Raw genomic sequence first — 22,694 nt, 5'->3', positions numbered from 1 at the left:
CGTGCACATCGTCGTCACCGGAGGAGCCGGCTTCATCGGCTCGCACTTCGTCAAGCACGTGCTCGGCGGCGCGTACCCTGCTTTCCGCGCCGCTCGTGTCACCGTGCTCGACAAGTTCACCTATGCGGGCAGCGGCACCAACCTCAGTGACGTGACCGATCATCCGCTGCTGACCATTGAGAAGGGCGACATCTGTGACGGCCCTCTGGTAGATCGCCTGCTGGCCGACAGTGACCTCGTGGTTCACTTCGCAGCTGAGTCGCACGTCGATCGGTCGATCGCCGCAGCGGACGTGTTCGTGCGCACCAATGTCATCGGTACCCACCGCCTACTCGAAGCGGCACTGAAAGCGCAGTTGACCCGTTTCGTGTGCATATCCACCGATGAGGTCTACGGATCGATCGGGGGGACCGGCCGCTGGGACGAGCGCGCTCCGCTGGCCCCCAACTCCCCTTATTCCGCCTCCAAAGCCTCCTCCGACCTTCTCGCTCTCGCCTATTACCGGACCCACGGCCTGCCTGTCTGCGTCACCCGCTGCTCCAACACCTACGGCTCCTACCAGCACCCGGAGAAGGTCATCCCCCGCTTCGTGACACAACTGCTCCAGGGGCATCGGGTCCCGCTGTACGGAGACGGCTCGCACGTCCGGGATTGGCTGCACGTCAACGACCACTGTCAGGGTGTGGCCCTCGTGGCGGCGGATGGTCGGCCGGGGCAGGTGTACAACATCGGGGGCGGGACTGAGCTGACCAACCGGGACCTCACCCAGCATATCCTTGCGCTGTTCGGCGCGGACTGGTCCCGGGTTGACAACGTACCCGACAGAAAGGGCCACGACCTGCGCTATGCCCTGACGACCGACAGAATCTCTGGGGAGCTGGGGTATCGACCTGCCGTGCCTTTCGAGGACGGCCTGGCACGAACCGTCGCCTGGTACACGCGTCATCCGGAGTGGTGGAAACCGCTACGCGCTGTGGACACCTACCAAGGAGTCGCCCGGCTTCGAGAGGCTCAAGAGCCCCTGCCCCCTCCGTGAACGTGCGCCCAGCAGCGGTGTCGGTGACCTCCTCGATTGTCAACATAATTCCGGCTTGAGAGACCGGCCATCTCCACGATGGCTTCACACGGCTTTCGCCGCCAGTGCGCCCCCCGTTGCCAGCTTTCGAAAGCGTCCGAAAGCCGCAGCGTCGTCCTAACGAGCTCGTGCACCGTAAGCGGTGAGACGTCGAGCTCCTGATGGTCGATCATGGTCATGTGGTGGGGAATGCGTCTCGTGCAGCGATCATCAGCAACCGGAGGATCACGGGCCTCTCGGCTGCTGTGATTGCTGAACTCGTTGCTGAGGTAGGTCCGTTGTGGCACGAGCGGCACCAGGCCAAGCTCGCGTCCCGGCCACGGAAGCGGGCAGTGGGCGCCGGCGCGAAGCACCAGCTGGTGTTCGTCGACCGTCTCCTGGCCACGCTCGTGCATCTCCGTCACGCCGCCACGCATGACGTGCTGGCCAGCTGGTTCGGCGTCGACCGCTCCACCATCACCCGGGCTATCGGCGAGGTGCGACCCCTGCTCGCCGAGCGAGGCTGCACCATCAGCACCGGAGTGCGGCTGCGGACCCTCGCCGAGGTCATCGACCATATCGGCGCCAGCGGGAAGACCGGCATCATCGACGGCACCGAGATCCGGGTCAGGCGCCCGGCTGCCGGACGCAAAGACCGGGACAAGTTCATCTCCGGCAAGAGCAAGCAGAACGCGGTCAAGACCATGGTCGTCACGATGGCGACGGCCGGATGCTCTTCTGCAGCCCGACTCAGTACGGCAGCTGCGCGGACATCACCCATGCCCGCCAGTTAGGGCTGGTCAGGCTCCTGGAGGGCGGCCCGGCAGCCGAGATCCTCGCGGATGCCGGCTACCAGGGCCTGGGAGCCCAGACCGGTGGGCGCGTAGTGACACCGCCGCACCGCAAGTTCAAGAAGAAGGCTCCGGACTGGTACGAGGAGATGCACGAGCGCCAGCGCAAAGCGCACTCCTCGCGGCGCATCCGCGTGGAGCACGGCATTGCGCACCTGAAGAACTGGCGGGCGCTGGCCCGCCACCTCGGCCGCCGCGAGCACATCAGCGACACCGTGAAAAGCCGTCGCAGGTCTGTTGTCCCATCAGCAGACCGCGGACCTGATCCCGGCACGGCAGGTGTGATCACCAAGTACCGCTGAGGTCCTCGACGTCTCACCGCTTACGGTGCACGAGCTCGTTAGGTAACTTGTCCGGCCCGACTTGTCCTGGTCGGGCATGACCGAGGTGATGAACCGGCCGTTCGTGTCGTGTAACGATTCGGCCGTGGGTCGTGGACGACGGCTTGTGGGCGCAGATCGAACCGTTGCTCCCGCCCTGGCCGGAACGGTCGCCTGCGCCGAATCCGGTGGATGACCGACTGTGTTTGCAGGGCATCCTGTATGTCTTGCACCAGGACATTGTCTGGCAATTCCTTTGCCTATGGAGCTGGTATTCGGCTCCGGACGGACGTGCTGGCGGCGCCTGGACCGCTGGCAGAGAGTCGGCGTCTTCGAGCAACTGCACCGCGTGCTGCTCGCCGAGTTGAACGCGGCTGGCGAGCTCGACTGGTCCCGCGCGTGCGTGGACGGCTCCCACGTCCGCGCGCAAATGGGGGTGCTGCGACCGGTCCGTCGCCGGTCGACCGGCGGAAGTCGGGCAGCAGGAACGATCTGATCTGTGACGGCAAGGGCACCCCGCTGCGCGTCATCACGACCGCTGCCGTCGAGGTATCCCGCCCGTTGCCGGGCGGCCCGGCCGACCGCGCCGGCGTCCCGGCTCCGTCTTGGGCGACAAGGGGGCCGTCCAGCGCGAACTGCGCAAACGCCGGATCATGCCGGTGATCTCCCGCAGGGGGCTCCGGACATCAAGGGCCTGGGCAAATGCCGCTACGTCGTCGAGCAAAGCTTGGCCTTGCTCCACCAGTTCAAACGCCTCGCCGTCCGATGGGAGCGCCGCCTTGAACTCCACGACGCCTTTCTCTCCTTGGCCTGCAGTCTGATTTGCTGGAGGCGACTCAAGAAGGCCGGACCCCGAGACCGTGTTACGCGCCTATGACGTCGCCGTGCCCCCTGACGAAGGGGCCGCCGTGCGACACCGTCGGATGAGCTCGGTCGTGGAGACGCCGGCTGTGTACCGCACAAGGCGTAGCTTCCCTGCATCGGCCACTGGGCCGAAGACTTCTTTGAGCGCCTCCGCCGTGAGGTCGTCCTCGTGTACGACCACGTCGATGCCGTGCAGGTCCAGGAACCCGTTCGTGACACGGTAGGGCGCGTTCGCGAGTACCACGTCGACGTACCGGCATGCCTCAATCACCGCGACCCGCTCCGCGAGCGTCATGATGGCTTGCGATTGTACCTGGCCACGACCTTGTCAGAGAGCACCCCGGCGATCAGCCGCTCCCCGGAAGCTCGCGCAGCCCTGAGCAGCGCGACGTGTCCCGGGTGGAACAGGTCCCCGACCATGCCGACGTATACGTTCCCGTGCTCAGCCATGCCTGTTGCCGTCTCGCTGGTGCCGAGTCGACCAGGACTGGGCTAATCGCCCGGCTCCGTCAACCGTTCGCGGTCGACGCCCAAGCGGCTAGGGAAGGCTCACTAGAGATCCTGTTACGAGCTTTTAAGGTATGCCTCTGCGCACCGGCTTGCCGGTCCGGCCGGGCGCCGAAGAACCCACCGGATAACCTGAACCACGGCCTCTTGCGGCGATCAGTCGGCGCGGACGGCGCCATAGCGGTCCGTGCCGTTCGAGATGACGAGGGAGTGGGGCAGTGGAGGGACGACGGGCGACGCTCGAGGCGGTCGCGGCGCGCGCCAGGGTGGGCCGGAGCACGGTCTCGCGCGTCATCAACGGTTCCGAGCGGGTCAGTACCGCCTCGCGTGAGGCCGTACTCCGGGCTGTCCGCGAACTGGGCTATGTTCCGAATTCGGCGGCCCGCGCCCTGGTGCGCCGGCGCACTGACACCGTCGCCTTCGTCGTCGCCGTCGAGCAGGAGCGGGTCTTCTGGGAAGAGCCCTACTTCTCAGCCATCGTGCGGGGTGCAACTGCGGGTCTCGCGGACGAGGGGATCCAGTTACTGCTGGCCATCGCCGAGTCCCAGCAGGACCGAGACCGGCTGGCCACCTTCCTCAAGGCCCGACACGTCGACGGGGCCCTGCTCAGTTCATTCCGCGGCGACGACCCGTTGCCAGCTGACGTCGAGCAGTCCGGGACGCCCACTGTGCTGGTGGGCCGGCCTACCGGCTACATCCCGGACTGGTCCGTCGACGTAGACAACATTGCAGGCGCCCGGTTGGCTACCCAACATCTCGTCGAGCGGGGCCGGCGCCGGATCACGACCATCACTGGACCCCAGGACATCCAGGCCGGCATGGACCGCTGTGCTGGTTTCCACGACGTGCTTTTGGAAAGCGGCTTGTGCCCTCTGGCACAGGCGCACGGCAGTTTCACGCATGCTTCGGGTGTCGCAGCGATGCGACAACTATTGGATCAATCACCAGAATTGGACGCTGTGTTCGCCGCATCCGACAGCATGGCCACCGGAGCACTGCACGTCCTGCGGCAAGCGGGGCGCCGGGTACCCGAGGACGTGGCCGTGGTCGGGTTCGATGACTCGCCCGTCGCCGCCGATACCGACCCGCCACTGACATCCGTTCGTCAGCCCCTGGAAGAGATGGGTCGGGAGATGGCCCGCCTGATGATCGCCCGGCTCAACAACGAGCCCGTGGCGGAAACCAAGCTGGTTCTGAATCCCGCACTGGTCATCCGACAGTCCTCCTAACGAGTTGGTGCGTGATAGTGGGTGAGGCGTGTTCAGCCTGGTCGTGGCCTGTTCTTCCAGCGCGAGAGTGTGCGGTTCGGTTCAATGGCCGTGCATCTGTCAGGCGCTGGGCCCTGTCGGTAGGTTGTCGTCAGTTGGCCTCGCCCTGTGTTCGGCGGGAGTGCGCGTCTAGATAGGACTGTCCGGTCTGGGTGATGCGGTACTGCCAGGCGCTGGCGTCCTAGATGTACTGCCCAGCCAGGTTGGTCGAGTTTGTGCGACGACACGGTCTGAATCTGTAGGACGACGAAGGCCTCCGGTTGTGGAGTGGAGCTGTCGAGGAACCGCTCCGCCAACCAGGAGGCCTTCGTGTCTCACGCTAACGCCGCTCTGACGCCCCGTGCCCGACTTCGCCTGGCGCGTCTGATCGTGGATGAGGGATGGCCGGTCGCCCGTGCGGCCGAGCGCTACACCGTGTCCTGGCCCACCGCCAGGCGATGGGCCGACCGGTACGCCCAATCCGGGCCGGCCGCGATGGCCGACCGGTCCTCACGGCCTCACCGAAGCCCGGCCCGGACCACTCAGCCACAAATCCGCAAGATCGTGCACCTGCGCTGGAAGCAGCGACTGGGACCGGTCCAGATCGCCGGACGGCTGGGCATGCCCGCCTCGACCGTCCACGCCGTCCTGACCCGCTGCCGGATCAACCGCCTCTCCCACATCGACCGCGCCACCGGGGAGCCGGTCCGCCGCTACGAACACCCCCCACCCCGGCGCCATGCTCCACACCGACGTCAAGAAACTCGGCAACGTCCCTGACGGCGGCGGATGGCGCTACGTCGGACGCGTCCAGGGCCGCAGAAACCGTGCCGCAACACCCGACAGGCCCCGCAACAAGTACCGCGGACCGCTGCTGGGAACCGCCTTCGTCCACACCGTCGTCGACGACCACTCCCGCGTCGCCTACGCCGAGCAGGTCACCGACTGACCTGCAGGTGTGCTCCCGCTGGCTCTTCGCGCTCTCCGCTTCCGTGGCGTCCTCGCCGTTGTCCGGAGAAAACAGCGAACGCCGGTGACGGCACGGGCGCCCTTCGCGCATCCTGACCGTGCCCGGGTCGCGTACGAACTTGAGGCCACTCGTATCGCTGCCCTGCGCCGTGTGCGCCGGGAACAGGCCGGACGGACTACAGCCGAGCTGGGGCAGCCGACTTGAGCGCTGGAATGTCACCGCAGCGATATTCAGACTGAGGTTCGAATGTGGAAGTGTGGGGTCGGATGCGGTCGGATACCGGCGTAAGTGTCCCGCGACTCCGGCCGGGGAGGCATCGTTAGGCAGCGCACGGTGGCCGTCGGCCAGTGCAGTGATGTCGGAGACATGAGGGTGGGAGGGGACCGGTGAGCGACCGCAGCTCCATCGAGTGGACCGAGGCGACGTGGAACCCGACGACCGGTTGCGACCGGGTGTCTTCTGGCTGCGATCACTGCTATGCACTCACGCTGGCGAAGAGGCTCAAGGCGATGGGGTCGGCGAAGTACCAGAACGACGGCGACCCGCGTACCTCTGGCCCCGGCTTCGGGCTGACGCTGCACCCGGATGCGCTTGCCGTGCCGTACGGGTGGAAGAGTCCGCGGACCGTGTTCGTGAACTCCATGAGCGACCTGTTCCACGCGCGAGTCCCGCTGGACTACGTGCGGCGGGTCTTCGAGGTGATCGCGGACACTCCGCAGCACACGTATCAGGTGCTGACCAAGCGGGCGCGGCGGCTGCGGTTGGTCGCCGACCGTCTTGAGTGGCCGGCCAACCTGTGGATGGGTGTGTCGGTGGAGACTGCCAGAGAGCTGCCGCGCGTGGACGACCTGAGGCTCGTTCCTGCAGTTGTGCGGTTCCTGTCGTGCGAGCCGCTGCTCGGGCCGCTCGCGAGCCTGGATCTGACTGGCATTGACTGGGCGATTGTCGGCGGGGAGTCCGGGCCGGGCGCCCGGCCGATGCGTGAGGAGTGGGCCGCTGGCATTGTCGACAGGTGCCGGCGCTTCGGTACGGCGCCGTTCGTCAAACAACTCGGATCCTGCTGGGACAAGACGCACCACAAGGACATCGCTCGATTTCCCGCTGCCCTGCAGGTCCGGGAGTACCCGCAGCTCAGGGACAGCACCCCGGTCTGACCGGGGCCGTGTCAAGCCGCGTCGGGCAGGTCGATCCAGCTCTTGCTGGTCAGCTTGCCCGACGACTGGACCACGATGGAGCCGTCCTGCCGCATCTGCCGCACCGCCTTCAGTGCGTGCGTGGGCATCCAGCGGGCGGTCTCGGTCAGCAGCCACTGGCCGACAGTCTCCACCGTGGCCATGCCGGCCCCGAGGCGCTGGGAGACCAGTTCGATCAGTTCCGGGTCACAGGCGTCGAAGGCCTGGAAGAGATCGAGCTGCCCGGCTGGCGTGGCGCCGCGGGTGCGGGGGTCCTGGAAACTCTCGCCGTCACGGTCGTCGACCTTCCACATCGCCTCTTTCATTGCCTTCAGTCCCGTGTCGCTGCCGGTGCCGAAGACCAGGTACAGGGGCTGACCGGTACGGGGCACGAGCCTGAACTGCAGCTGATAGCCGAACCCGGCCCGGCGCAGCGCACTGCGGTAGGTGCCCAGCCACGCACGCCACCGCTCATCGGGCCGTGCCTCGTCCGCGGCCGGCGTCCAGTGACCGCGGCCTCCGAAGACCTCGTCAAGGATGTCGGCGTTCAACTCTTCGCGGCGGCTGAACCAGTTGGGCCCGAACGTGGTGATGACCTCGCTGGAGCGGTTGTGGGCGATCCGGCGGGTCACCTCCAGCGGCACGTTCACGCTGCCCCAGCTGTCGAAGATGCCGAGGATCGGATTGCCCCAGGCACCCAGTTCGGTCAGCACCGGCAGGCTGTCCCGGCCCGCCTCGCCGCGCCGGACCTCCACTCGCACCGGCAGGTCGGCAAGCTTTCCAAAGCGGTCCGTCAGCTCGGCCAGGAGATGTTCGTGGCGGGCCCGGTCCTTCTCGATGAAGACCAGGTGCACCCGTCGCGGGCTGAGGTTCATCCGGTCGACGGCGGTGTGGTGCAGAAGCCGGTCCAGGATGAACACCGGTGACCCCGGTTCGCCGCCCTCGTAGCGGCCCGGGCCAGCGAACGCGTCCAGCAGTGTCACCCGCGGCCTGCTGTAGCCGGTGCGCTGGGAGGTCTGCAGCAGGATCGGCCACCAAGCATCCAGGTACCGCTGGTATAGGCGGTGCTTGGCTGCCGTAGCAGGCTCCAACGGCCACAGAACACCCATGCCGGCCCCCTCGGACAACAGAATGTGGCACTGATTGTCCGCTGAGTGCCCGTCAGGCACCAGAGGGCGTTCGGGCCCGTCTGGTGAAACCTGGCCACGCGGGAAGCACCGTTCGGCATCTCCGTTCACCGCACTCATGCGGGAGGCGCCGGACTAGTGCCGCATCAGGCAACGTTCGCCCTGTCGACCACGGCCCGTAGCCGTTGGTCGTCGGCATGACGGTTTCGCCAGATGATGTAGCGGCGGATCATGCTGCCCTGCTCCTTGTGGCTGGCGTGGTCGGTGCCGTCGAGAGTGAAGTAGCGCAGGGCGGTGAATTGGGCCTCGATGCGGTTCAGCCACGAGCTGTTCGTGGGCGTGTAGGCGAACTCGACGTTGTTGGCCGCGGCCCAGTCGCCGACCCGGCTGTCCTTCTTCGTGGTCAGGTGCGGGGAGAAGTTGTCGAGCACGATCGCGACGCGGATCTCCGGCGAGTAGAGGCTGCGCAGGTAGCGGCAGAACTCCAGGAACCTCGTCCGGTTCTTCGTCGGCTTGATGTGGCCGTAGAGCTTGTCCTTGCCGAGGTCGTAGGCGGCGAACAGGTGCCTGACCCCGTGCGGACGGGTGTAGGTCGCCCGCCTGCGGGGCCTCGGCTCCCGGCCGGGGTCCTTGTGCCGTCCTCCGCGCTCGGCCCACTGCCGGCCGGGGTGGGGCTGAAGGTTGAGCGGGCCGAACTCGTCCAGGCATAAGACGACTTCGGGTTCGCCGTCCTCGGGTATGACCTCACCGTCGGCGATCGAGTAGAGGTGCTCGACGCGGGCCTTCTTGGCGGCGTAATCGGGATCGCGGGAGGTCTTCCAGGTCTTTATGCGTTGAAACGACACGCCCTCCTCGCGGAGCAGGACCCGAAGGCCCTCGTGGCTGATGTCGTCGACCACCCCCTCGGCGACCAGGAAGTCGGCCAGCTTGGCCAGGCTCCAGGTCGAGAACGGCAGACCGTGCTCGGCCGGCCTGGACTTGGCGATCTTCTTGATCTCACGCCGCTCGGGCAGGGTGAATGTCCGGGGCCGACCGCCTTTGTACTTCGGGTAAAGGGAGTCGAAGCCGTCGGCGTTGAAGTTGTGGATCACATCCCGGACCCGGTCCGCGCTGGTGAACGTCACCTCGGCAATCTTCGCCACGAGCATGCCCTGCGCGGACAGCAGAACCATCTGCGCCCGCCGCCACGTCACCACCGACCCGCTGCCCCGACGGATGATCCGCAGCAGGCGCTGCCCCTCGTCGTCATCGATCTCGCGGACCCGTACTCGCTCAGCCACCAGCACAGCTTCCCTGCCGCGCGCTGCCGGCGAGTGTCATTCCGTCGGCGTGCCGATCCGAAGCCGGTTGCCGTCAGGGTCGCGCAGCTCAATCTCACGCGCCCACGGAGCGTCCGTCGCCTGCACACCGAACTCGGAGGCGATGGCCTCGACATCATGAACGCGGAGGTAGACCAACGTGTCGGGACGGGCATCTCCCTTGTGCTCAGACAAGAACAACCGCACCCCGCCCCGGGCGACCTCGACGAACGCGGGAAGTCCCGGTTCGAAACGGTGTTCCCACTGCTTGGCGAAGCCCAGCCGCTCGTACCAAGCGACCGCCGCCGCAGCGTCCTCGACGCGAAGAATGGGAATGACTTCCTCGTCCATAGAGCCATCGTCGCAGACCGCCCAGGGCGAACGTTGCCTGATGCGGCACTAGGCACTGTTTCTCGGATCATGTGCGGAGCCAGACCATGAGGGCTGCGAGGGCGACGGTGCCGAGGTAGATGTAGGCGCGTTTCTCGTAGCGTGTGGCGACGGCGCGGAAGCCCTTGAGTCGGTTGATGGCACGTTCGACGGTGTTGCGCTTCTTGTAGTGTTCGCGGTCGAATCCGATGGGCCGACCGCCTTGAGATCCTCGGTTGTGCCGGTGCCTTTGCTGGTCGAGACGTTCGGGGATGGTGTGCCGGATTCCGCGTCGTCGCAGGTAGCGCCGGTTGCTTCGGGACGTGTAGGCCTTGTCGGCCAGCACGTGGTCGGGCCGGCTGCGGGGCCGTCCCACTCCGGATCGGGGTACGGAAATCCGCTCCAGCACCTGCTCGAGCTGAGGGCCGTCACCGTAGTGTCCCGGCGTCAGAACGAAGGCGAGGGGCCGGCATCGTCCGTCGGCGGCGAGATGGATCTTGGTTGTGAATCCGCCGCGGGAGCGGCCCAGGCATTCGCCGATCTGACCACCTCCTCCAGGCGGAAGGCCAGTTTCCGCAGCACCGGATCGGCCTGGTTCGTCCCCCGGCCGTTCCCCTTTTGAGCATCCAGGGCCGACGGCTTCTTCCTCGCACCGGCGGCGTGCTGATGGGCCCGCACTGCGGTCGAGTCCACCGACACGTCCCAGTCGATCCCACCCGCGGCATCTTCGGCGGCCTGGATACGGGACAGCAGCATCTTCCACGTTCCATCCGCTGACCAGCGGCGATGCCGCTTATAGACCGTCTCCCAGGGCCCGAACCGTTCCGGCAGATCCCGCCACTGCACCCCCGTCCGCACCCGGTAGAGCACTCCGTTGATCACCCGACGGTGATCGCTCCACCGACCTCCCCGCGCACCGCCAGGAGGTAAGAACGACTCCAGCCGAGCCCATTCCGCGTTCGTCAGATCCCCACGACCCATGAAGCCAGCCTGACCCCAACACCCCGCCCAAGTCAGGAGATCCGAGAAACAGCGCCTAGGCCGTGTCTCTTCGATCAGTTGAATTGTTGTTGTGGTCATGCTCAGCAGGGGGGATCTCGCAGACGGCGAGTGGGTGGTGCTGGAGCCGCTGCTGCAGAGGAGCAATAACCGCTGTGGGCGGTGGCGGGACCACCGGCAGGTGATCAACGGGATCATTCACCGGCTCGCCACCGGCTGTCAGTGGCGCAGCCTGCCTGAACGCTTCGGCCCATGGCAGACCGTCCACAAGCGGCATCTGATGTGGTCGGCCGACGGTACCTGGGAGAAGCTGCTCCAGCATGTTCAGGCCGTCGCCGATGCCGAGGGTGACGTCGATTGGGACATCAACGTCGACTCCACCTCGGTGCGGGCCCATCAGCACGCCGCCGGGGCGCCGAAGGCCCCGCCATCCACCGTCCCAAAGGGGGCCGCACAAAGATCAGTTCACGTGCGCGCGCACATGCGCCTACGCCTGTTCTGGGAGGAGGCGGTGCGGCAGACGAGGCTCTCGGCCGGTCTCGTGGCGGGCTGACCACCAAGGTCCATTTGGCGGCCGACGACAAGTGCCGTCCGTTGTCACTGGTCATCACGCCGGGGCAGCGGGCGGACTGCACGCAGTTCGAGCCGGTCATGGACAAGATCCGGGTCCCGCGGCTGGGGGCTGGGCGTCCACGGCGGCTGCCGGACAGTGTGGCGGCGGACAAGGCGTACAGCAACGGCGTGATTCGCAGATCTGCGGCGTCGCGGGATCCGACACGTGATCCCAGAGAAGATCGATCACAAGGCCGCCCGCCGCAAGCGTGGTTCACGCGGCGGGCGCCCCGCGGGCTTCGACAAGGCCCGGTACCGAGCGCGCAACTCGGTGGGGCGGGCGATCAACAAGTTGAAGCAGCTCAGGGCCGTGGCAACCCGGTACGACAAGCGCGGTTACGTCTATCTCTGCACCGTCACCGCCGCCGCGCTGCTCGTCTGGCTCAGGTCATGACGCCAGGAACGGCATGACGGTGGCCGCCAGGCGGGGGTGGGCCAGGATGTCGTAGTGGCTGGCGCCGGGCAGGACGGCCAGCTGGGCGGCGGAGCGGCCCGAGCCGTCGAAGCCGGCGTCCCTCAGCCCGCCGCCGAGCAGGGCGAAGAACTCCACCATGTGCGCGGGGCGGATGGCGTCGGCGTCACCGAAGACCAGCAGGGTCGGCGCGGTGATGGCGGGGATCTCGGTGCTCCAGTCGTAGTCCTGGTGCTTGAGTTCGGCCATCTTGCCGACCAGCACAGGCCAGTCCTGGGGCCGGGGCGCGAGCCGGGAGTAGAGCTCGTAGATCGGGGACTGCTTCATCGTGTCGGCGGCCTGGGAACTCATCTGGTCCATCGCCGCGACGACTTCCGGGTGCCAGCCGTCCCGCCGGCAGGGCGTGGAGACAACCACGAGCCGGCGCACCGCATGCGGGTGCTGGATCGCGACCCGCAGTGCGACATCCGCACCTGTGGAATAGCCCAGCAGGTCGGCTTGCTCGACGCCGAGGTGCTTGATCAGAGCGACGATGTCGTCCGCCATCAGCTCAGGGCGCAGCGAGCGGTCGATGTCCGCCGTGCGCCCGTGACCCTGCAGATCAACCAGGATCACCCTGCGGCTCTCCGACAATGCCGGCACCAGCGGCGCGAACATCTCTCCCGCTCCCAGCCCGCCGTGCAGCAGGATCAGGGGCTGACCGGAGCCGTGCTCCTCGAAGTGCAGGGACAGGCCGTTGACCTCTGCGTAGCTCATCGCATCACCTTTCGTCATGATCACTGCGCGATAGACCGTAGCGGCCCGTGAAACTCATCGGTCACCCCACAGACGACAGCCATAGATCGAAGAGACACGGCCTAGAGAAGCTAGGACTGGCCAGTGGCCATGCTGCTGCGAGCGCCGCCCCGCATGCGGTGAAGGCGGGAGAGCCGGGCAAACCGAAGTCACAGCTGGGTCGTATGGCGTGCGTTCGGACCGAGAGGCGCTCTGGATGGCGAACTCCGCTGGTGACAGCATGTTGCCAGGTGAGATAGGGGAGTTCGTACGAGCGGAGTGAGGATGCGTTCGCGGACCTCGATGTTCTGACGGGGCGGAGGTACTGGATGACGGTGAGGAGGTCCTCGGTGTCCAGGTGGCGGTCGGCCGGGCTCTCGTCGGCCTCCTGGCTGGTGCCGGGCGAGGACGTGCAGAGGGGGACGAGGCTGCGGCTGGGCGTGTTCCCCGAGGACCGGCAGGCGGCGCATCCGGGGCGAGCTGGACGCGGCGGCACGATCGGGGAAGGCCGCCGAAGCGCCGGCGACCGCTGACGAGGGCAGCGGCCGCCGGGCTTTTCCTGCAACGAACGCTCCGACCAGTAGGACAATCAGGCGGAGGGCCGCCCCAGAGCGCGGAAGGCCCACCCGGCCGCCCGCCAGGTGTCGGCGTTGAGGGTGCCGCGGCCGTCGACGACCCTGGGGGCGTTGGCGCGGGCGGCCAGGCGGTGCGGGTCGATGTGGGAGTACTGCGGCCACTCGGTCAGGTGCAGCAGTAGATCAGCGTCCTGGACGGCGGCGATCGGGTCGTCGACGTAGTCGAGCTCGGGGTGGGTCTTGCGGGCGTTGTCGAGGGCCCGGGGGTCGGTGACGGTGACGGTGGCGCCGAGCTCGTGGAGCTTCTGGGCGACCGCGAGGGCGGGTGAGTCACGGATGTCGTCGGTGTTCGGCTTGAAGGCGGCGCCCCAGACGGTGATCCGCTTGCCCATGAGGGTGCCGTCGAGCTGCTGGCGGGCGAGGTTGACCATGCGCTCGCGGCGCCGGTTGTTGATCGCGTCGACCTCGCGCAGGATCGTCAGAGCCTGGTCGACGCCGAGTTCGCCGGCGCGGGCCATGAAGCCGCGGATGTCCTTGGGGAGGCAGCCGCCGCCGAACCCGAGTCCGGGCCGCATGCCGCGGCGTCCGATCCGGGCGTCGTGACCGAGGATGTCAGCGAGCTGTCCGACGTCGGCGCCGGAGGCTTCGCAGATCTCGGCGATCGCGTTGATGAAAGAGATCTTCGTGGCGAGGAAAGCGTTCGCGGACGCCTTGGCCAGCTCGGCCGTCGCCCAGTCGGTGACGATCGTCGGTGTTCCCGCTTCGATGGTCTTCTCGAAGCACTGCCGCAGCACGGCTTCGGCCCAGGATTGCTCGGACTCGAAGCCGAGGACGAGCCGGTCGGGGTGGAGCGTGTCTTCGATGGCGAACGACTCACGCAGGAACTCCGGGTTCCAGGCGACCTCGACCCGGTCGCCGGCGGGTGCGAACTCATGGAGGAGATCGCGGACGCGGGGGGCGGTGCCGACCGGGACGGTCGACTTCACCGCGACGACGGCCGGCTTCGTCAGGCGGGGTGCGAGCTGGCGGACGGCGGAGAAGAGGTGGTCGAGGTCGTAAGCGTGCTCGCCGGGCTTCTGGGGGGTGCCGACGCCGATGAAGTGCAGGTCGCCGAAGGCGGCGGCCTCTGCGTAGGAGGCGGTGAACTTCAGACGCCCGCTGGCGGTGTGGCGGGCCAGCATCTCGTCGAGATCGCGCTCGTGGAACGGCGCCTTGCCGGAGCCCAGTATCGCGACTTTGTCCATGTCGCAGTCCATGCCGAGGACCTCATGGCCGAGCTCGGCCATGCAGGCCGCGTGGGTGGCGCCAAGGTAGCCGCAGCCGATCACCGTGAGCTTCATGAACGGGAGTTCCTTCCGAGGTGGGCCGCCCTGACGGCCCACCTCATACCCCGTCCGTGAAGGCGGGGTGATCAGGTCGGCCGGGTGGCCAGATAGCGGTCGATCCCGTCCCGGACGAACGGCGGGATCGTGAGGATGCCGAGATGTTCAGGGGCGAAGAACTGGAGCTTGACGCCCTCTGCGAGGGGAAGCGTGGTCTCGTCGCCGTCCCAGGAAGCGGCGAAGAACGTGATCACCTGGCCGGATCCGTGCTCGTCGCGGATCTCGAACAACTCGGTGAGGTCGTCGACGGCCAGGCCGGCTTCCTCGTCGAGTTCGCGGACGATCGCGGCGGCCGGGTCCTCGTCGGGATCGCAGCCGCCGCCCAGGACGCTCCAGTGATCCGGCCAGGCGATCACGCCGGGCAGGTCGTCACGCAGGTGGAGAAGGAGCTCGCCGCGGCGGTTGGCGATGATCGCGACCGCTCCGCGGGCGGGGGCCGGGCTGTCGGCAGTGGTGTCCTGGTGCATTCGGACACCGTAGTGAGGTGGGGGATCGTCATGCGGCAGCCCTTACTGCCTGGCCGCAAAACCAGACGGCTGCCATGAGGGCCTGCATCTGGGTGCGGTCGAACCGCCCGCCCGGCTTCAGGCCGCCCTCCAGCAGCGGCCGAATCGCGGCCGGGGCCTCCGTCAGGGCGGTGTGGATCTGGGCGTCGGCCCAGGCAGCCAGCGGCCCGTTCAGCCAGGCGGGGGCCGGGGAAGCAAAGCCGAGCTTGTCCCGGCTGCCCCAGACCTCCCGCGGCAGACCCAGGGCCTTCGCGGCGTCCCGCAAAATGCGCTTGCCCTCGGCCGGGTGGGCGATCTTGTGCTCGGCTGACAGCCGCCAGGACAGCTCGACCAGGTCGCGGGCGAGGTAGGGGGAGCGGCGCTCTAATGCGTAGGCGGAGGCGAGCTTGTCGCTGGTCATCACCAGCGGCCGCCAGGCCGTCGCCAGGTCGGCGAGGGTGAGGCAACGGGCCAGATCCCCGCCGGACCTGTCCATCGCGGTGGCGATGAGGTCGCGGATCCGCCCCTCGGGGTCGGGGCCGCGCAGGACGAGCCGGGTCACCGCCTCCGCCGGATCCAGCTTGTCTCCGGCGGTGCGCATAAGTTTCGCGGCCAACGGCCGGTAGGCGTCCATCCCGGCGGCCAGGACGGCGTCCGGGTCGAAGAGGACCAGGGCGTGGCGGATGTAGCCCATCAAGAACTCGTCCGGGCCGAGCCCGCCGGCCGCGACCTTCAGCCCGAGGCCGGCGATCTTCCGGTAGGCCATGTACTCGGAGAACGTGGACGCGTTGCCCATCGGGTAGTCGAGCGCGGACATCATGTGCGGCAAGGCCCTGGTGAAGTCGATCGGGCCCGGCTCGACCACCACGAGTTCGGCCCCGATGTCGGCCGCGACCCTCGCCGCGATCACGGATTCATCCAGCCGGTCCTGGCCGGGGTAGCGGACGGTGACGCAGACCGGCGGTCGCAGCAGGTAGGCCAGCACGGACGAGTCCAGCCCGCCGGAGAGTAGGAGCGCGAAGTCGCAGGCCGGGGCCCGCAGGGGAACCTGCTCGGCCAGGACAACGGAGAACTTCGCCAGGGCCTCGGCGTAGGTCCCGGTGAACGGCTGCCGGTCCTCAAGGCGCCAGTAGACGTGCTGGTCCAGCGAGCCGGTGGCGACATCGAAGGACAGCAGGGTGGCCGGGGCCAGCAGCTGGATCCCCTGGTAGGGGGTGTCGACGCCGACCGGCGTCTCGATCGCCAGCACCTCGGGCCGCAGGACCAGCGGCGCGGAGCCGTAGCCGGTCAGTGTGGTGACCTCGGAGGCGAACGCGAGCCGACTGCCGTCCAGCCGCCAGTAGAGTGGCTTCTCGCCGAGCCGGTCGCGGGCCAGGAACAGTTTCCCGACGCGCGGGTCATAGACGGCCAGGGCGAACATGCCGTCCAGCCCGTCCAGGCAGGACGGGCCGATCCTGGTCCAGGCCCGCAGCACGAAGTGCGCGTCTGTGTCCCGAGGGCCCAGATGGATGCCCCAGGCCTTCGCCTGCTGGCGGTAGTTGTAGATCTCGCCGTTGAAGGCCAGCAGTACCCCGCTCTTACGGTCGAGGTAGGGCTCCGGCGTCGCCTGCGGGTCGACGATCAGCAGCGTGTTCATGGCCAGCACCGCCCGGCCATCGGCCGCAGCGGCGTGCATGGTGCCGTCCGGGCCCCGGTGGGCCTGCGAGGCGCCCATCGCGCCGACCGTGTGCTCGTGCCGGACGGCGTCGGCTCCGGCCAGTCCTGCGATTCCGCACATATCTGGTTCACCCCCGAGTGTGGTGGTGCCTTGGCGGCGGCCGCCGCCGGAAGGAGATCCGTTCCGGTCCCGGCGGCGGCCTGGGCTCTCATCACAGCCGCCCGACAAGATCGCCGGGAGGGCTCGCAGGGGGGCTCACAACTCGCAAAGGCGGTTCGCGGCTGGGCCAGGAGGCATATCGTCAGTAGCCCAACACGCGGAACATGTACGGCTCTTCATCCCCGGTCGAGTACGGGCCCCGTGCTCCATCAAGTACAGACATACGTGCTCAACTGCTTGTTCGAGTCGTGCGTGGTCCGGCCTGTCACCGGCAAGGGAGAAGGTCGTGGCATCGACTACCCGCCGGACCCGTCCGCCCAACGCGGACCTGGCCCGGCTCATCGAAGCCAGCGGCGCGAGCCACAAGTCTCTGGCTCTGCGCGTCAACCAGCTCGCCCATGCCGCCGGGATAGAGACCGACTATTCGCATACTTCCGTGGCGAACTGGTGCAGGCGGGGGATGACGCCGAAGTGGCCGGTCCCGAAGCTGTTGTCGCAGGCCATCGGCGAGAGGCTCGGCCGGCCGGTCACGTTGGGCGAGATCGGTATGGGCGAGGCGGAGACAATCGACGCGGATGTGGGGTTGGATTTCCCGCGAGACCCCGCCGACGCTGTCCGCGTCGCCACTTCGTTCTGGAGCTCCGTGAACCGCCGCGACTTCCTGGCCGGATCCGCCTTCACCACCCCCGTCACCAGGTGGCTCGTCACCCCCGCCGACGAGACCGCCGACCATCGCGGCGGAAAGCAGGTCGGCCGGGCCGACCTCGACGAACTGCGCGAGGCCGCCGACGATGCCCGCCGGTGGGACTCCAAATACGGCGGCGGGAACTGGAAGGCGAACTCCGTCACCGACTGCCTCGACCACCGGGCCGGCCCGCTGCTGCAGGGATCCTTCTCGGACGAGATCGGCCGTGAACTCTTCTCGGTGACCGCCGAGCTGTCCAGGCTCGCCGGGTGGACGGCATTCGACGTCGGTCAGCATGATGCCGCCCAGCGGTACTTCATCCAGGCCCTCCGCCTCGCCCGCGCAGGCGGTGACGTGCAGCTGGGCTGCTATGTCCTGACCACCATGGCCATGCAGACCCTGATGCGGGGCTTCGCGTCCGAGGCCGTGGACATGGCCCAGGGCGCCTTCGAGCGGGCCAAGGGGCAGGCTGTCCCGAGAGTGCTCGCGTTCACCAAACTGATCGAGGCCCGAGCCCATGCCCGGGACAACGATGCCCGAGCGGCCTCCCGGGCCCTGAAAGCCTCCGAGGACCTGCTGGGACAGGTCAAGGACGCCAGCGGAGACGAACCCGCGTGGATCGACTTCTATCACCATGCCCGCCTCTCGGCGGATGCCGCCGAGGTCTTCCGCGACCTGAGAAATCCCAAAGCGGCCCTCGACTGGAACAAGCAGGCTGCCGCGATGCCGACAGGCGTGTTCACCCGGTCCGTCGGCATGCGGCTCGCCATCGTCGGGACCGCCCACCTCCAGGCCCGCGACCTCGACCACGGCCTCGAACTCGGCAACCGCAGCGTCGACATCCTCGCCCGCGTCCAGTCGAGCCGGGCCAAGGACTACGTCCGCGAATTCAACTCCGCCCTCGTCCCGTGGCGCCGGGAACCGGCCGTCCGTGAGTTCATCCAACGAACCCGGAAAGAACTCGGCGTCGCCGCCTGAACCCGGAGATACCGGTATCGCAGAGCGGCGCGCACCACCGCGCGCGGTGCAGGAAGGACACTTAATGTTCCAGTATGCCCAGATACGGGCCAGCTCGTGCAGAGCAGGGCCCGTCAACGATCGGGTAGCGCGATGCCGTCACCGGGCGTCCGATGATGCCCATTCCGGAACCGAACAGCACTGCAGATGAAAGAAGCTGCGTTGACATGATCTCAGCGCTTTGCGTGCAGACCATAGGGCGATCGCACATAAGGGCCTCACTGGCAGCGAATCGGTCGTCCGCGTTAGCAGCGCTTGCCGGTCGGCTCTGAGTTGCTCCCAGGTCTCGGTCTGTGTCCTGCGCAGCGCGCCCGGGCCCCCTTGCAAGGATGGGGTCCGGGCGCTCGGCGTCGGCGGGTCATCCGATGGCGATGCGGTCCTTCCAGTAGGAGCGGGCTGTGATGATTTCTGCTCCTGCGCCGGGGAGTACGTCGGGTTTTCCGGCGTATATGCGGACCGAGCCGTCTGCGCGGACGGTCCAGACGTCGGGGACGGAGTCGCCGGTGACGTCGGGGGTGCCGAGAATGTGAGGGATGGAGGCGCGGGACCAGCCGCCTCCGGAGTACGCGATGTCCGTGCCGCCGGCGGAGTTGGCCCCGGAGGCCAGTGATTGTAGGTCGACGCCGTTGCCCGAGGCGTGGGCGATGCCCTTGCGGAGACGGAGGGAGGCGCCCGGGTCGGTGCGGTAGATCATGTCGGCGACTCCGTCGCCGGATACGTCTCCGACGGTGACGATGTCCCGCTCGTCCCAGAGGGTTGAGGTGAGCCGGGTGGCGCTGCTGATCGTTGCCCCGTGATACCCGACCAGTGCCCATAGTTCCGTGCCGGCGCGGGCGAAGAAGTCGGTCCTTCCGTCACCGGTGATGTCACCGGCTGCCACGATCTGGTCGATGGACGCGGGTGACGGGGCGCCGGCCGGAAGGATTATCTCTCTTCGTTTGTCGACGTTCACCGCGCCGTAGCCGTCGCCCGGGTAGACCCACAGCTTTCCGCCGACCCTGACGACGAGGTCCTGGAGACCGTCTCCGCCGTAGATGTCACCGTTGTGTGTGATCAGGGAGTCCTTGAAGTGACCGGAGGGTGCGGCGACGAAGCTGGGAAGACCGTCTTCGGAGCCTGGGTCCTTGGCGGGATTGGCTCGGTAGGCGCCAGGCATGGAGTAGTCGAGGTCACCGCTGGCGCGGGTGAGGTCGGGGGTGGCCTGGGACGGATAGAGTGCGAGATTGCCCGCGGCGGTCACGACCATGAGGTCGGCGAGGTCGTCGCCCGTGAAGTCGCCGGCGTTGTCGGCTTCGTCACGTGGGCTGACGTAGAAGAAGTAGAGGGTCGGGGTGGAGGCGTTGCCTGCCGCGTCGACGGCACGGATGTACAGGACGTTGGGTCCGGCTGTCGGGGGCTTGGCGTCTGTGATGGTGGTCGGGGTGGTGACGGCGGTGCCGGCGGTACGGCTCTTGGAGAAGTTGTAGTTGGAGCCGTTGAACGAGTACTCGAAGCGGACGGTGTCGGTGGAGCCGGCGTAGACGGTGAAAGCGCCCGCGGTACCGAACTTCAGTTTCGACCAGTTGGCGTCCTCGGCGTCGTTGCCGAAGCCGTTTTCCGAGCCGTCTGCGTCGGGGAAGTCGGTGGAGGTGACTTTGGGACGCTTGGGTGCGCTGGTGTCCAGGATGAACCGGCAGGGCGTTTTGGCTGGCGAGTAGCCGGATGTGGCGCCCTTGTCGTCGATGCTGCGGACCCGCCAGGAGTACAGGGTGCCGTTGGTCAGTTTGCTGGTGGAGAAGGCGGGCGTGGAGCGCAGGGCGTCGCCGCCGGCACTGCCGGTGGACACCTTGCCTGTGGAGCCGAGCACGTCGCCAGTGGTGCCCCACTTGCCGGTGGGCCAGAGGTCGAAGTCCAGGTAGTCGAGGTTGCTGTCCTTGTCTTTTGCCCGCGCGGTGAAGGTGACGCTGCCAGCGCCCATCCGGACGTACGGCTCGGTGGTGGTGCACTTGGCGTCGGGGGACAGGTCGAGGTTGGTGGGGGACGAAGGGCGGCGGTTGTAGACGAGTTCGAGTGCTGGGCCGTTGTCGCCGTTGGCCTGGAACTTCTTCCAGGCGTATCGGGACTTCTCGTCGCGGGCGCGCAGACCGAAGGTGATTTTGGAGCGGCCGAGGTCGGCGTAGTTCTGTGCGGCCTTCTTCACGTCGAAGGTCTCGTAGGCGTCGCGGCAGCCGGACTTGTAGCCGTGCGCGAAGCTGCGGGTCTGCAGTTTGTTGCCGTCGGTGAGCTTTGGGGCGTTCTTCCAGTTGGTCTTCTTGCTGATCGCTCCGGTGACGTGGACGCTCATCGACCGTGCGCTGCAGGACCAGGAGTACGTCTCCAACAGGCGCAGCTTGGCGCTGCTGATCTTCGCGCCCTTGAGGTTCTTGTCGAAGTTCATGTTGAAGAAGGAGCGCGAAGTGCCCCAGGTGTCGGACTCGAAGCCGACCCGGGCCTCGTGGGTGCCGCCCTTGTTGAAGCCCTTGCCGTTGTAGAAGGTGGCGTTGGGGTGCCGGCTGTAGGCGGTCGTCCAGTTGTCCATGTGCTTGGTGACGGACGGGTCGACGAAGACCGGGTAGGTGGTCTCGGGAGCGTTGAGGAAGTCCAGGTCCGGGGTGATGACCCAGTTGTCGCCCGAAAGGTCGGACTCCACGGTGTTGCCCAGGGAGTCCGGCGATGGCCCGTCGAGCAGTGGGAGCGAGAGCGTTGCCGCTGACCCGGTCTGCGACGGGCCGGGGGTGGGTTCGGCGGGTGCGGTGGTCGGGGCGGTTTCTGAGGGGGTGACCTCTGGTCCGTCGGTGGGTGTGGGCAGGCTTGGGGCTTCGGATTCCCGGTCGGTCTGCTCGTCCGACTCGGAGTCGTTCGTCGCCTCCTCGGCCGGCACCTCTTCCGGTATCCAGGACGCCGAGGCGCTGGGCTCGGGGCTCTCCGAGCCGGTCGGCTGGTCAGTGGCTCCGACCTGTCCGTCGGTGATGGCGGGCTGGCCGGTGGAGTCCCACATCAGCGGGGTGCCGGAGCTGGCCACGTCGTTGCCGTAGAAGGTCTCGGCCGTGAGGACGCCGGACAGCGGGTCGAGGCGGAAGGTCAGGTCTTCGGAGGTGATGCCGTACGAGAGCTGATGCGCCAGCGGGTTGGCCGCGGCCGCCCGGTTCTTGAGGACGAGGAGCTGGGCGAAGCCGTCGTTGTCCGCGGTGAGGACAAGGTCGGCGCCGGGAAAGATCTCCGGGTACAGGGCGCGAGAGCCGTCGATGATGGGTGCTGGAACCGGGCCCGGCCAGGTGAGCTGGATGGCGTACTCGCCGGCATCACCGACGTAGAGCGTGACGAGGTCGCTCGCTCCGGCCGCGGTCGACGCATTCTTTGCCAGTGACACACGCTGAACCCCGGCCCGGGAGGGCCGCTCCGCGTTCTGCTTGCCTGAACCTGCGGTGAACACCATCCGGGTGCTAGTGGCTGTGGTCTCCCAGCCGGCCTCGGTGCGCCGCAGGTCGGTGTTGATCGCGCGCCATGCGCCGTCCTTGTGGACCCGGATCGGTGAGGCGTGGAACCGCGTGGCGAGTTGGCCGTCCGGACGGGCCCAGGTGGTGGAGCGCTCGGTGCGGTCCGCTGTGACCTCGATCTGCTTGCCCGTGCGGGCGGCCTCGACGAAGGCGGCGGACTCGGTGACCGCCTTCGTCCGCTGAGGTGCAGCTTGCTGATCTCCGTCGGAGCGCGTGTAGCCGGCGTAACCGATGCCGGTCGCCGCGATTGCCGTGGCGAGGGCGAACGCCAGGGTGCGGCGTCCGGGCATACGGAACTGACTGGTTGGCATCGTGAGAGGTCCCTTTCCCCATGCCCGGCATACGGATGAACGTGTGCGGGCTCCTCCGGAACGATGTGGCCGGCCATGGCGAAGCGGACCGTTCCGTACGGGGGCGCGGGCATGGCGGGGCGAGCTGATGATGACTCATGAGCCGCCTGTCGTCACCCTGTGGATTCTTGCGCCAGGAACTCGTGCCGGGCGATGTCCGTTCTTCCGGGAGTCACCCTGCTGAGGTTGATGAGCGTCTACCGCGCCGAGAGCGGGTCTCATATCGGCACTAACTCCCCCTGGATTTCGGTATTTGAGCGCTATCAGGCTCAATCAAGTGAGACCGGGTCCAT

At 67.6% G+C, this 22,694-nt stretch carries 18 protein-coding genes and 3 pseudogenes; 10 read left to right on the top strand and 11 right to left on the bottom strand.

The annotated features are described in order from the left end of the window. Window position 1 precedes the first annotated feature (1 nt). The 4 genes and pseudogenes from rfbB to RI578_RS00265 all read left to right on the top strand — a co-directional run bounded on the left by rfbB (window position 2) and on the right by RI578_RS00265 (window position 3,102). Window positions 2-1,036, top strand: coding sequence for a dTDP-glucose 4,6-dehydratase (gene rfbB, locus RI578_RS00280; protein ID WP_310869108.1), 1,035 nt, complete (start codon window positions 2-4; stop codon window positions 1,034-1,036). A 398-nt stretch (window positions 1,037-1,434) separates the two neighbouring features. Next, complete coding sequence (locus RI578_RS00275) at window positions 1,435-1,848, top strand: transposase family protein (RefSeq protein ID WP_310869107.1); 414 nt, start codon at window positions 1,435-1,437, stop codon at window positions 1,846-1,848. Then, entirely contained in the window at window positions 1,785-2,207 is a 423-nt protein-coding gene (locus RI578_RS00270; RefSeq protein WP_310869106.1) for a transposase family protein, read from the top strand. The genes RI578_RS00275 and RI578_RS00270 overlap by 64 nt, the downstream gene beginning before the upstream one ends. A gap of 116 nt (window positions 2,208-2,323) precedes the next feature. Continuing rightward, a pseudogene (locus RI578_RS00265) lies at window positions 2,324-3,102 on the top strand (IS5 family transposase). On the opposite strand, the gene RI578_RS00260 reads toward RI578_RS00265, so the two are convergent. Next, complete coding sequence (locus RI578_RS00260) at window positions 3,097-3,384, bottom strand: hypothetical protein (protein WP_310869105.1); 288 nt, start codon at window positions 3,382-3,384, stop codon at window positions 3,097-3,099. The pseudogene RI578_RS00265 and the gene RI578_RS00260 overlap by 6 nt on opposite strands. After that, the gene (locus tag RI578_RS42630; RefSeq protein WP_399062985.1) at window positions 3,381-3,509 is read right to left on the bottom strand and encodes an adenylyltransferase/cytidyltransferase family protein; all 129 of its coding nucleotides are present in this window, start codon (window positions 3,507-3,509) and stop codon (window positions 3,381-3,383) included. Before RI578_RS42630 ends, RI578_RS00260 begins: the two co-directional genes overlap by 4 nt. Window positions 3,510-3,814: 305 nt before the next feature. Between RI578_RS42630 and RI578_RS00255 the strand changes: the two genes are divergently transcribed. The 3 genes and pseudogenes from RI578_RS00255 (at window position 3,815) to RI578_RS00245 (ending at window position 6,967) form a co-directional block, all read left to right on the top strand. After that, window positions 3,815-4,825, top strand: a complete 1,011-nt coding sequence (locus tag RI578_RS00255; protein ID WP_310869104.1) for a LacI family DNA-binding transcriptional regulator — start codon at window positions 3,815-3,817, stop codon at window positions 4,823-4,825. Window positions 4,826-5,173: 348 nt separating this feature from the next. Next, window positions 5,174-5,777 (top strand): annotated as a pseudogene (locus tag RI578_RS00250) (helix-turn-helix domain-containing protein); the annotation flags it as partial. A gap of 422 nt (window positions 5,778-6,199) precedes the next feature. Continuing rightward, complete coding sequence (locus RI578_RS00245; RefSeq protein WP_310869103.1) at window positions 6,200-6,967, top strand: phage Gp37/Gp68 family protein; 768 nt, start codon at window positions 6,200-6,202, stop codon at window positions 6,965-6,967. An 11-nt stretch (window positions 6,968-6,978) separates the two neighbouring features. On the opposite strand, the gene RI578_RS00240 is transcribed toward RI578_RS00245, so the two are convergent. The 4 genes from RI578_RS00240 to RI578_RS00225 form a co-directional block, all read right to left on the bottom strand. Next, window positions 6,979-8,094 (bottom strand): three-Cys-motif partner protein TcmP, encoded by a 1,116-nt coding sequence (locus RI578_RS00240; protein ID WP_310869102.1) that lies wholly within the window; start codon window positions 8,092-8,094, stop codon window positions 6,979-6,981. 164 nt (window positions 8,095-8,258) lie between these two features. Beyond that, the gene (locus RI578_RS00235) at window positions 8,259-9,392 is read right to left on the bottom strand and encodes an IS630 family transposase (protein ID WP_310869101.1); all 1,134 of its coding nucleotides are present in this window, start codon (window positions 9,390-9,392) and stop codon (window positions 8,259-8,261) included. A gap of 36 nt (window positions 9,393-9,428) precedes the next feature. Then, window positions 9,429-9,761 (bottom strand): glyoxalase superfamily protein, encoded by a 333-nt coding sequence (locus RI578_RS00230; RefSeq protein ID WP_310869100.1) that lies wholly within the window; start codon window positions 9,759-9,761, stop codon window positions 9,429-9,431. Window positions 9,762-9,828: 67 nt separating this feature from the next. Next, window positions 9,829-10,760, bottom strand: a protein-coding gene (locus RI578_RS00225) for an IS5 family transposase (protein ID WP_399062982.1) whose coding sequence is annotated in 2 segments (ribosomal slippage) — window positions 9,829-10,382 and window positions 10,382-10,760 — 933 coding nt in all. Because the reading frame shifts where the segments join, the coding sequence is not laid out codon by codon here. Window positions 10,761-10,857: 97 nt separating this feature from the next. Between RI578_RS00225 and RI578_RS00220 the strand changes: the two are divergent. Then, a pseudogene (locus RI578_RS00220) lies at window positions 10,858-11,784 on the top strand (IS5 family transposase). On the opposite strand, the gene RI578_RS00215 reads toward RI578_RS00220, so the two are convergent. Then, window positions 11,779-12,558, bottom strand: coding sequence for an alpha/beta hydrolase (locus RI578_RS00215; RefSeq protein WP_310869099.1), 780 nt, complete (start codon window positions 12,556-12,558; stop codon window positions 11,779-11,781). The pseudogene RI578_RS00220 and the gene RI578_RS00215 sit on opposite strands and share 6 nt — an antisense overlap. A 368-nt stretch (window positions 12,559-12,926) precedes the next feature. Between RI578_RS00215 and RI578_RS00210 the strand changes: the two genes are divergently transcribed. Next, complete coding sequence (locus RI578_RS00210; protein ID WP_310869098.1) at window positions 12,927-13,109, top strand: hypothetical protein; 183 nt, start codon at window positions 12,927-12,929, stop codon at window positions 13,107-13,109. Window positions 13,110-13,165: 56 nt separating this feature from the next. Here RI578_RS00210 and RI578_RS00205 read toward each other — a convergent pair whose 3' ends face one another. From RI578_RS00205 to RI578_RS00195, 3 genes are all read right to left on the bottom strand, one after another. Continuing rightward, window positions 13,166-14,491 carry a UDP-glucose/GDP-mannose dehydrogenase family protein gene (locus tag RI578_RS00205; RefSeq protein ID WP_310869097.1) on the bottom strand — a complete coding sequence of 442 codons (1,326 nt, stop codon included), beginning with the start codon at window positions 14,489-14,491 and terminating at the stop codon, window positions 13,166-13,168. Between the two features lie 71 nt (window positions 14,492-14,562). Beyond that, on the bottom strand, window positions 14,563-15,000 hold the full coding sequence (locus RI578_RS00200) for an NUDIX domain-containing protein (RefSeq protein ID WP_310869096.1): 438 nt from the start codon (window positions 14,998-15,000) through the stop codon (window positions 14,563-14,565). 28 nt (window positions 15,001-15,028) lie between these two features. Next, window positions 15,029-16,795 (bottom strand): asparagine synthetase B, encoded by a 1,767-nt coding sequence (locus RI578_RS00195; protein WP_310869095.1) that lies wholly within the window; start codon window positions 16,793-16,795, stop codon window positions 15,029-15,031. A 325-nt stretch (window positions 16,796-17,120) separates the two neighbouring features. Between RI578_RS00195 and RI578_RS00190 the strand changes: the two genes are divergently transcribed. Continuing rightward, window positions 17,121-18,497: a sporulation protein gene (locus RI578_RS00190; protein ID WP_310869094.1), complete on the top strand. Its 1,377-nt coding sequence runs from the start codon at window positions 17,121-17,123 to the stop codon at window positions 18,495-18,497. 397 nt (window positions 18,498-18,894) lie between these two features. Here the strand turns inward: RI578_RS00190 and RI578_RS00185 are convergent, their stop codons facing one another. Continuing rightward, window positions 18,895-22,362, bottom strand: a complete 3,468-nt coding sequence (locus tag RI578_RS00185) for a DNRLRE domain-containing protein (protein ID WP_310869093.1) — start codon at window positions 22,360-22,362, stop codon at window positions 18,895-18,897. Window positions 22,363-22,694: the final 332 nt, after the last annotated feature.

It is taken from the genome of Streptomyces sp. BB1-1-1 (assembly GCF_031597775.1).
GTDB lineage: Bacteria > Actinomycetota > Actinomycetes > Streptomycetales > Streptomycetaceae > Streptomyces > Streptomyces thinghirensis.
Note: the sequence above shows the minus strand (reverse complement) of the source record. Positions and strands in the feature narration are given on the sequence as shown.

What these genes read in the sequence shown, in the direction of transcription:
- RI578_RS00270 (WP_310869106.1), top strand. Translation starts at nt 1,785, where the DNA reads ATGCTCTTCTGCAGCCCGACTCAGTACGGCAGCTGCGCGGACATCACC.
- RI578_RS00260 (WP_310869105.1), bottom strand. Translation starts at nt 3,384, where the DNA reads ATGACGCTCGCGGAGCGGGTCGCGGTGATTGAGGCATGCCGGTACGTC.
- RI578_RS42630 (WP_399062985.1), bottom strand. Translation starts at nt 3,509, where the DNA reads ATGGTCGGGGACCTGTTCCACCCGGGACACGTCGCGCTGCTCAGGGCT.
- RI578_RS00240 (WP_310869102.1), bottom strand. Translation starts at nt 8,094, where the DNA reads ATGGGTGTTCTGTGGCCGTTGGAGCCTGCTACGGCAGCCAAGCACCGC.
- RI578_RS00230 (WP_310869100.1), bottom strand. Translation starts at nt 9,761, where the DNA reads ATGGACGAGGAAGTCATTCCCATTCTTCGCGTCGAGGACGCTGCGGCG.
- RI578_RS00215 (WP_310869099.1), bottom strand. Translation starts at nt 12,558, where the DNA reads ATGAGCTACGCAGAGGTCAACGGCCTGTCCCTGCACTTCGAGGAGCAC.
- RI578_RS00205 (WP_310869097.1), bottom strand. Translation starts at nt 14,491, where the DNA reads ATGAAGCTCACGGTGATCGGCTGCGGCTACCTTGGCGCCACCCACGCG.
- RI578_RS00200 (WP_310869096.1), bottom strand. Translation starts at nt 15,000, where the DNA reads ATGCACCAGGACACCACTGCCGACAGCCCGGCCCCCGCCCGCGGAGCG.
- RI578_RS00195 (WP_310869095.1), bottom strand. Translation starts at nt 16,795, where the DNA reads ATGTGCGGAATCGCAGGACTGGCCGGAGCCGACGCCGTCCGGCACGAG.
- RI578_RS00185 (WP_310869093.1), bottom strand. Translation starts at nt 22,362, where the DNA reads ATGCCAACCAGTCAGTTCCGTATGCCCGGACGCCGCACCCTGGCGTTC.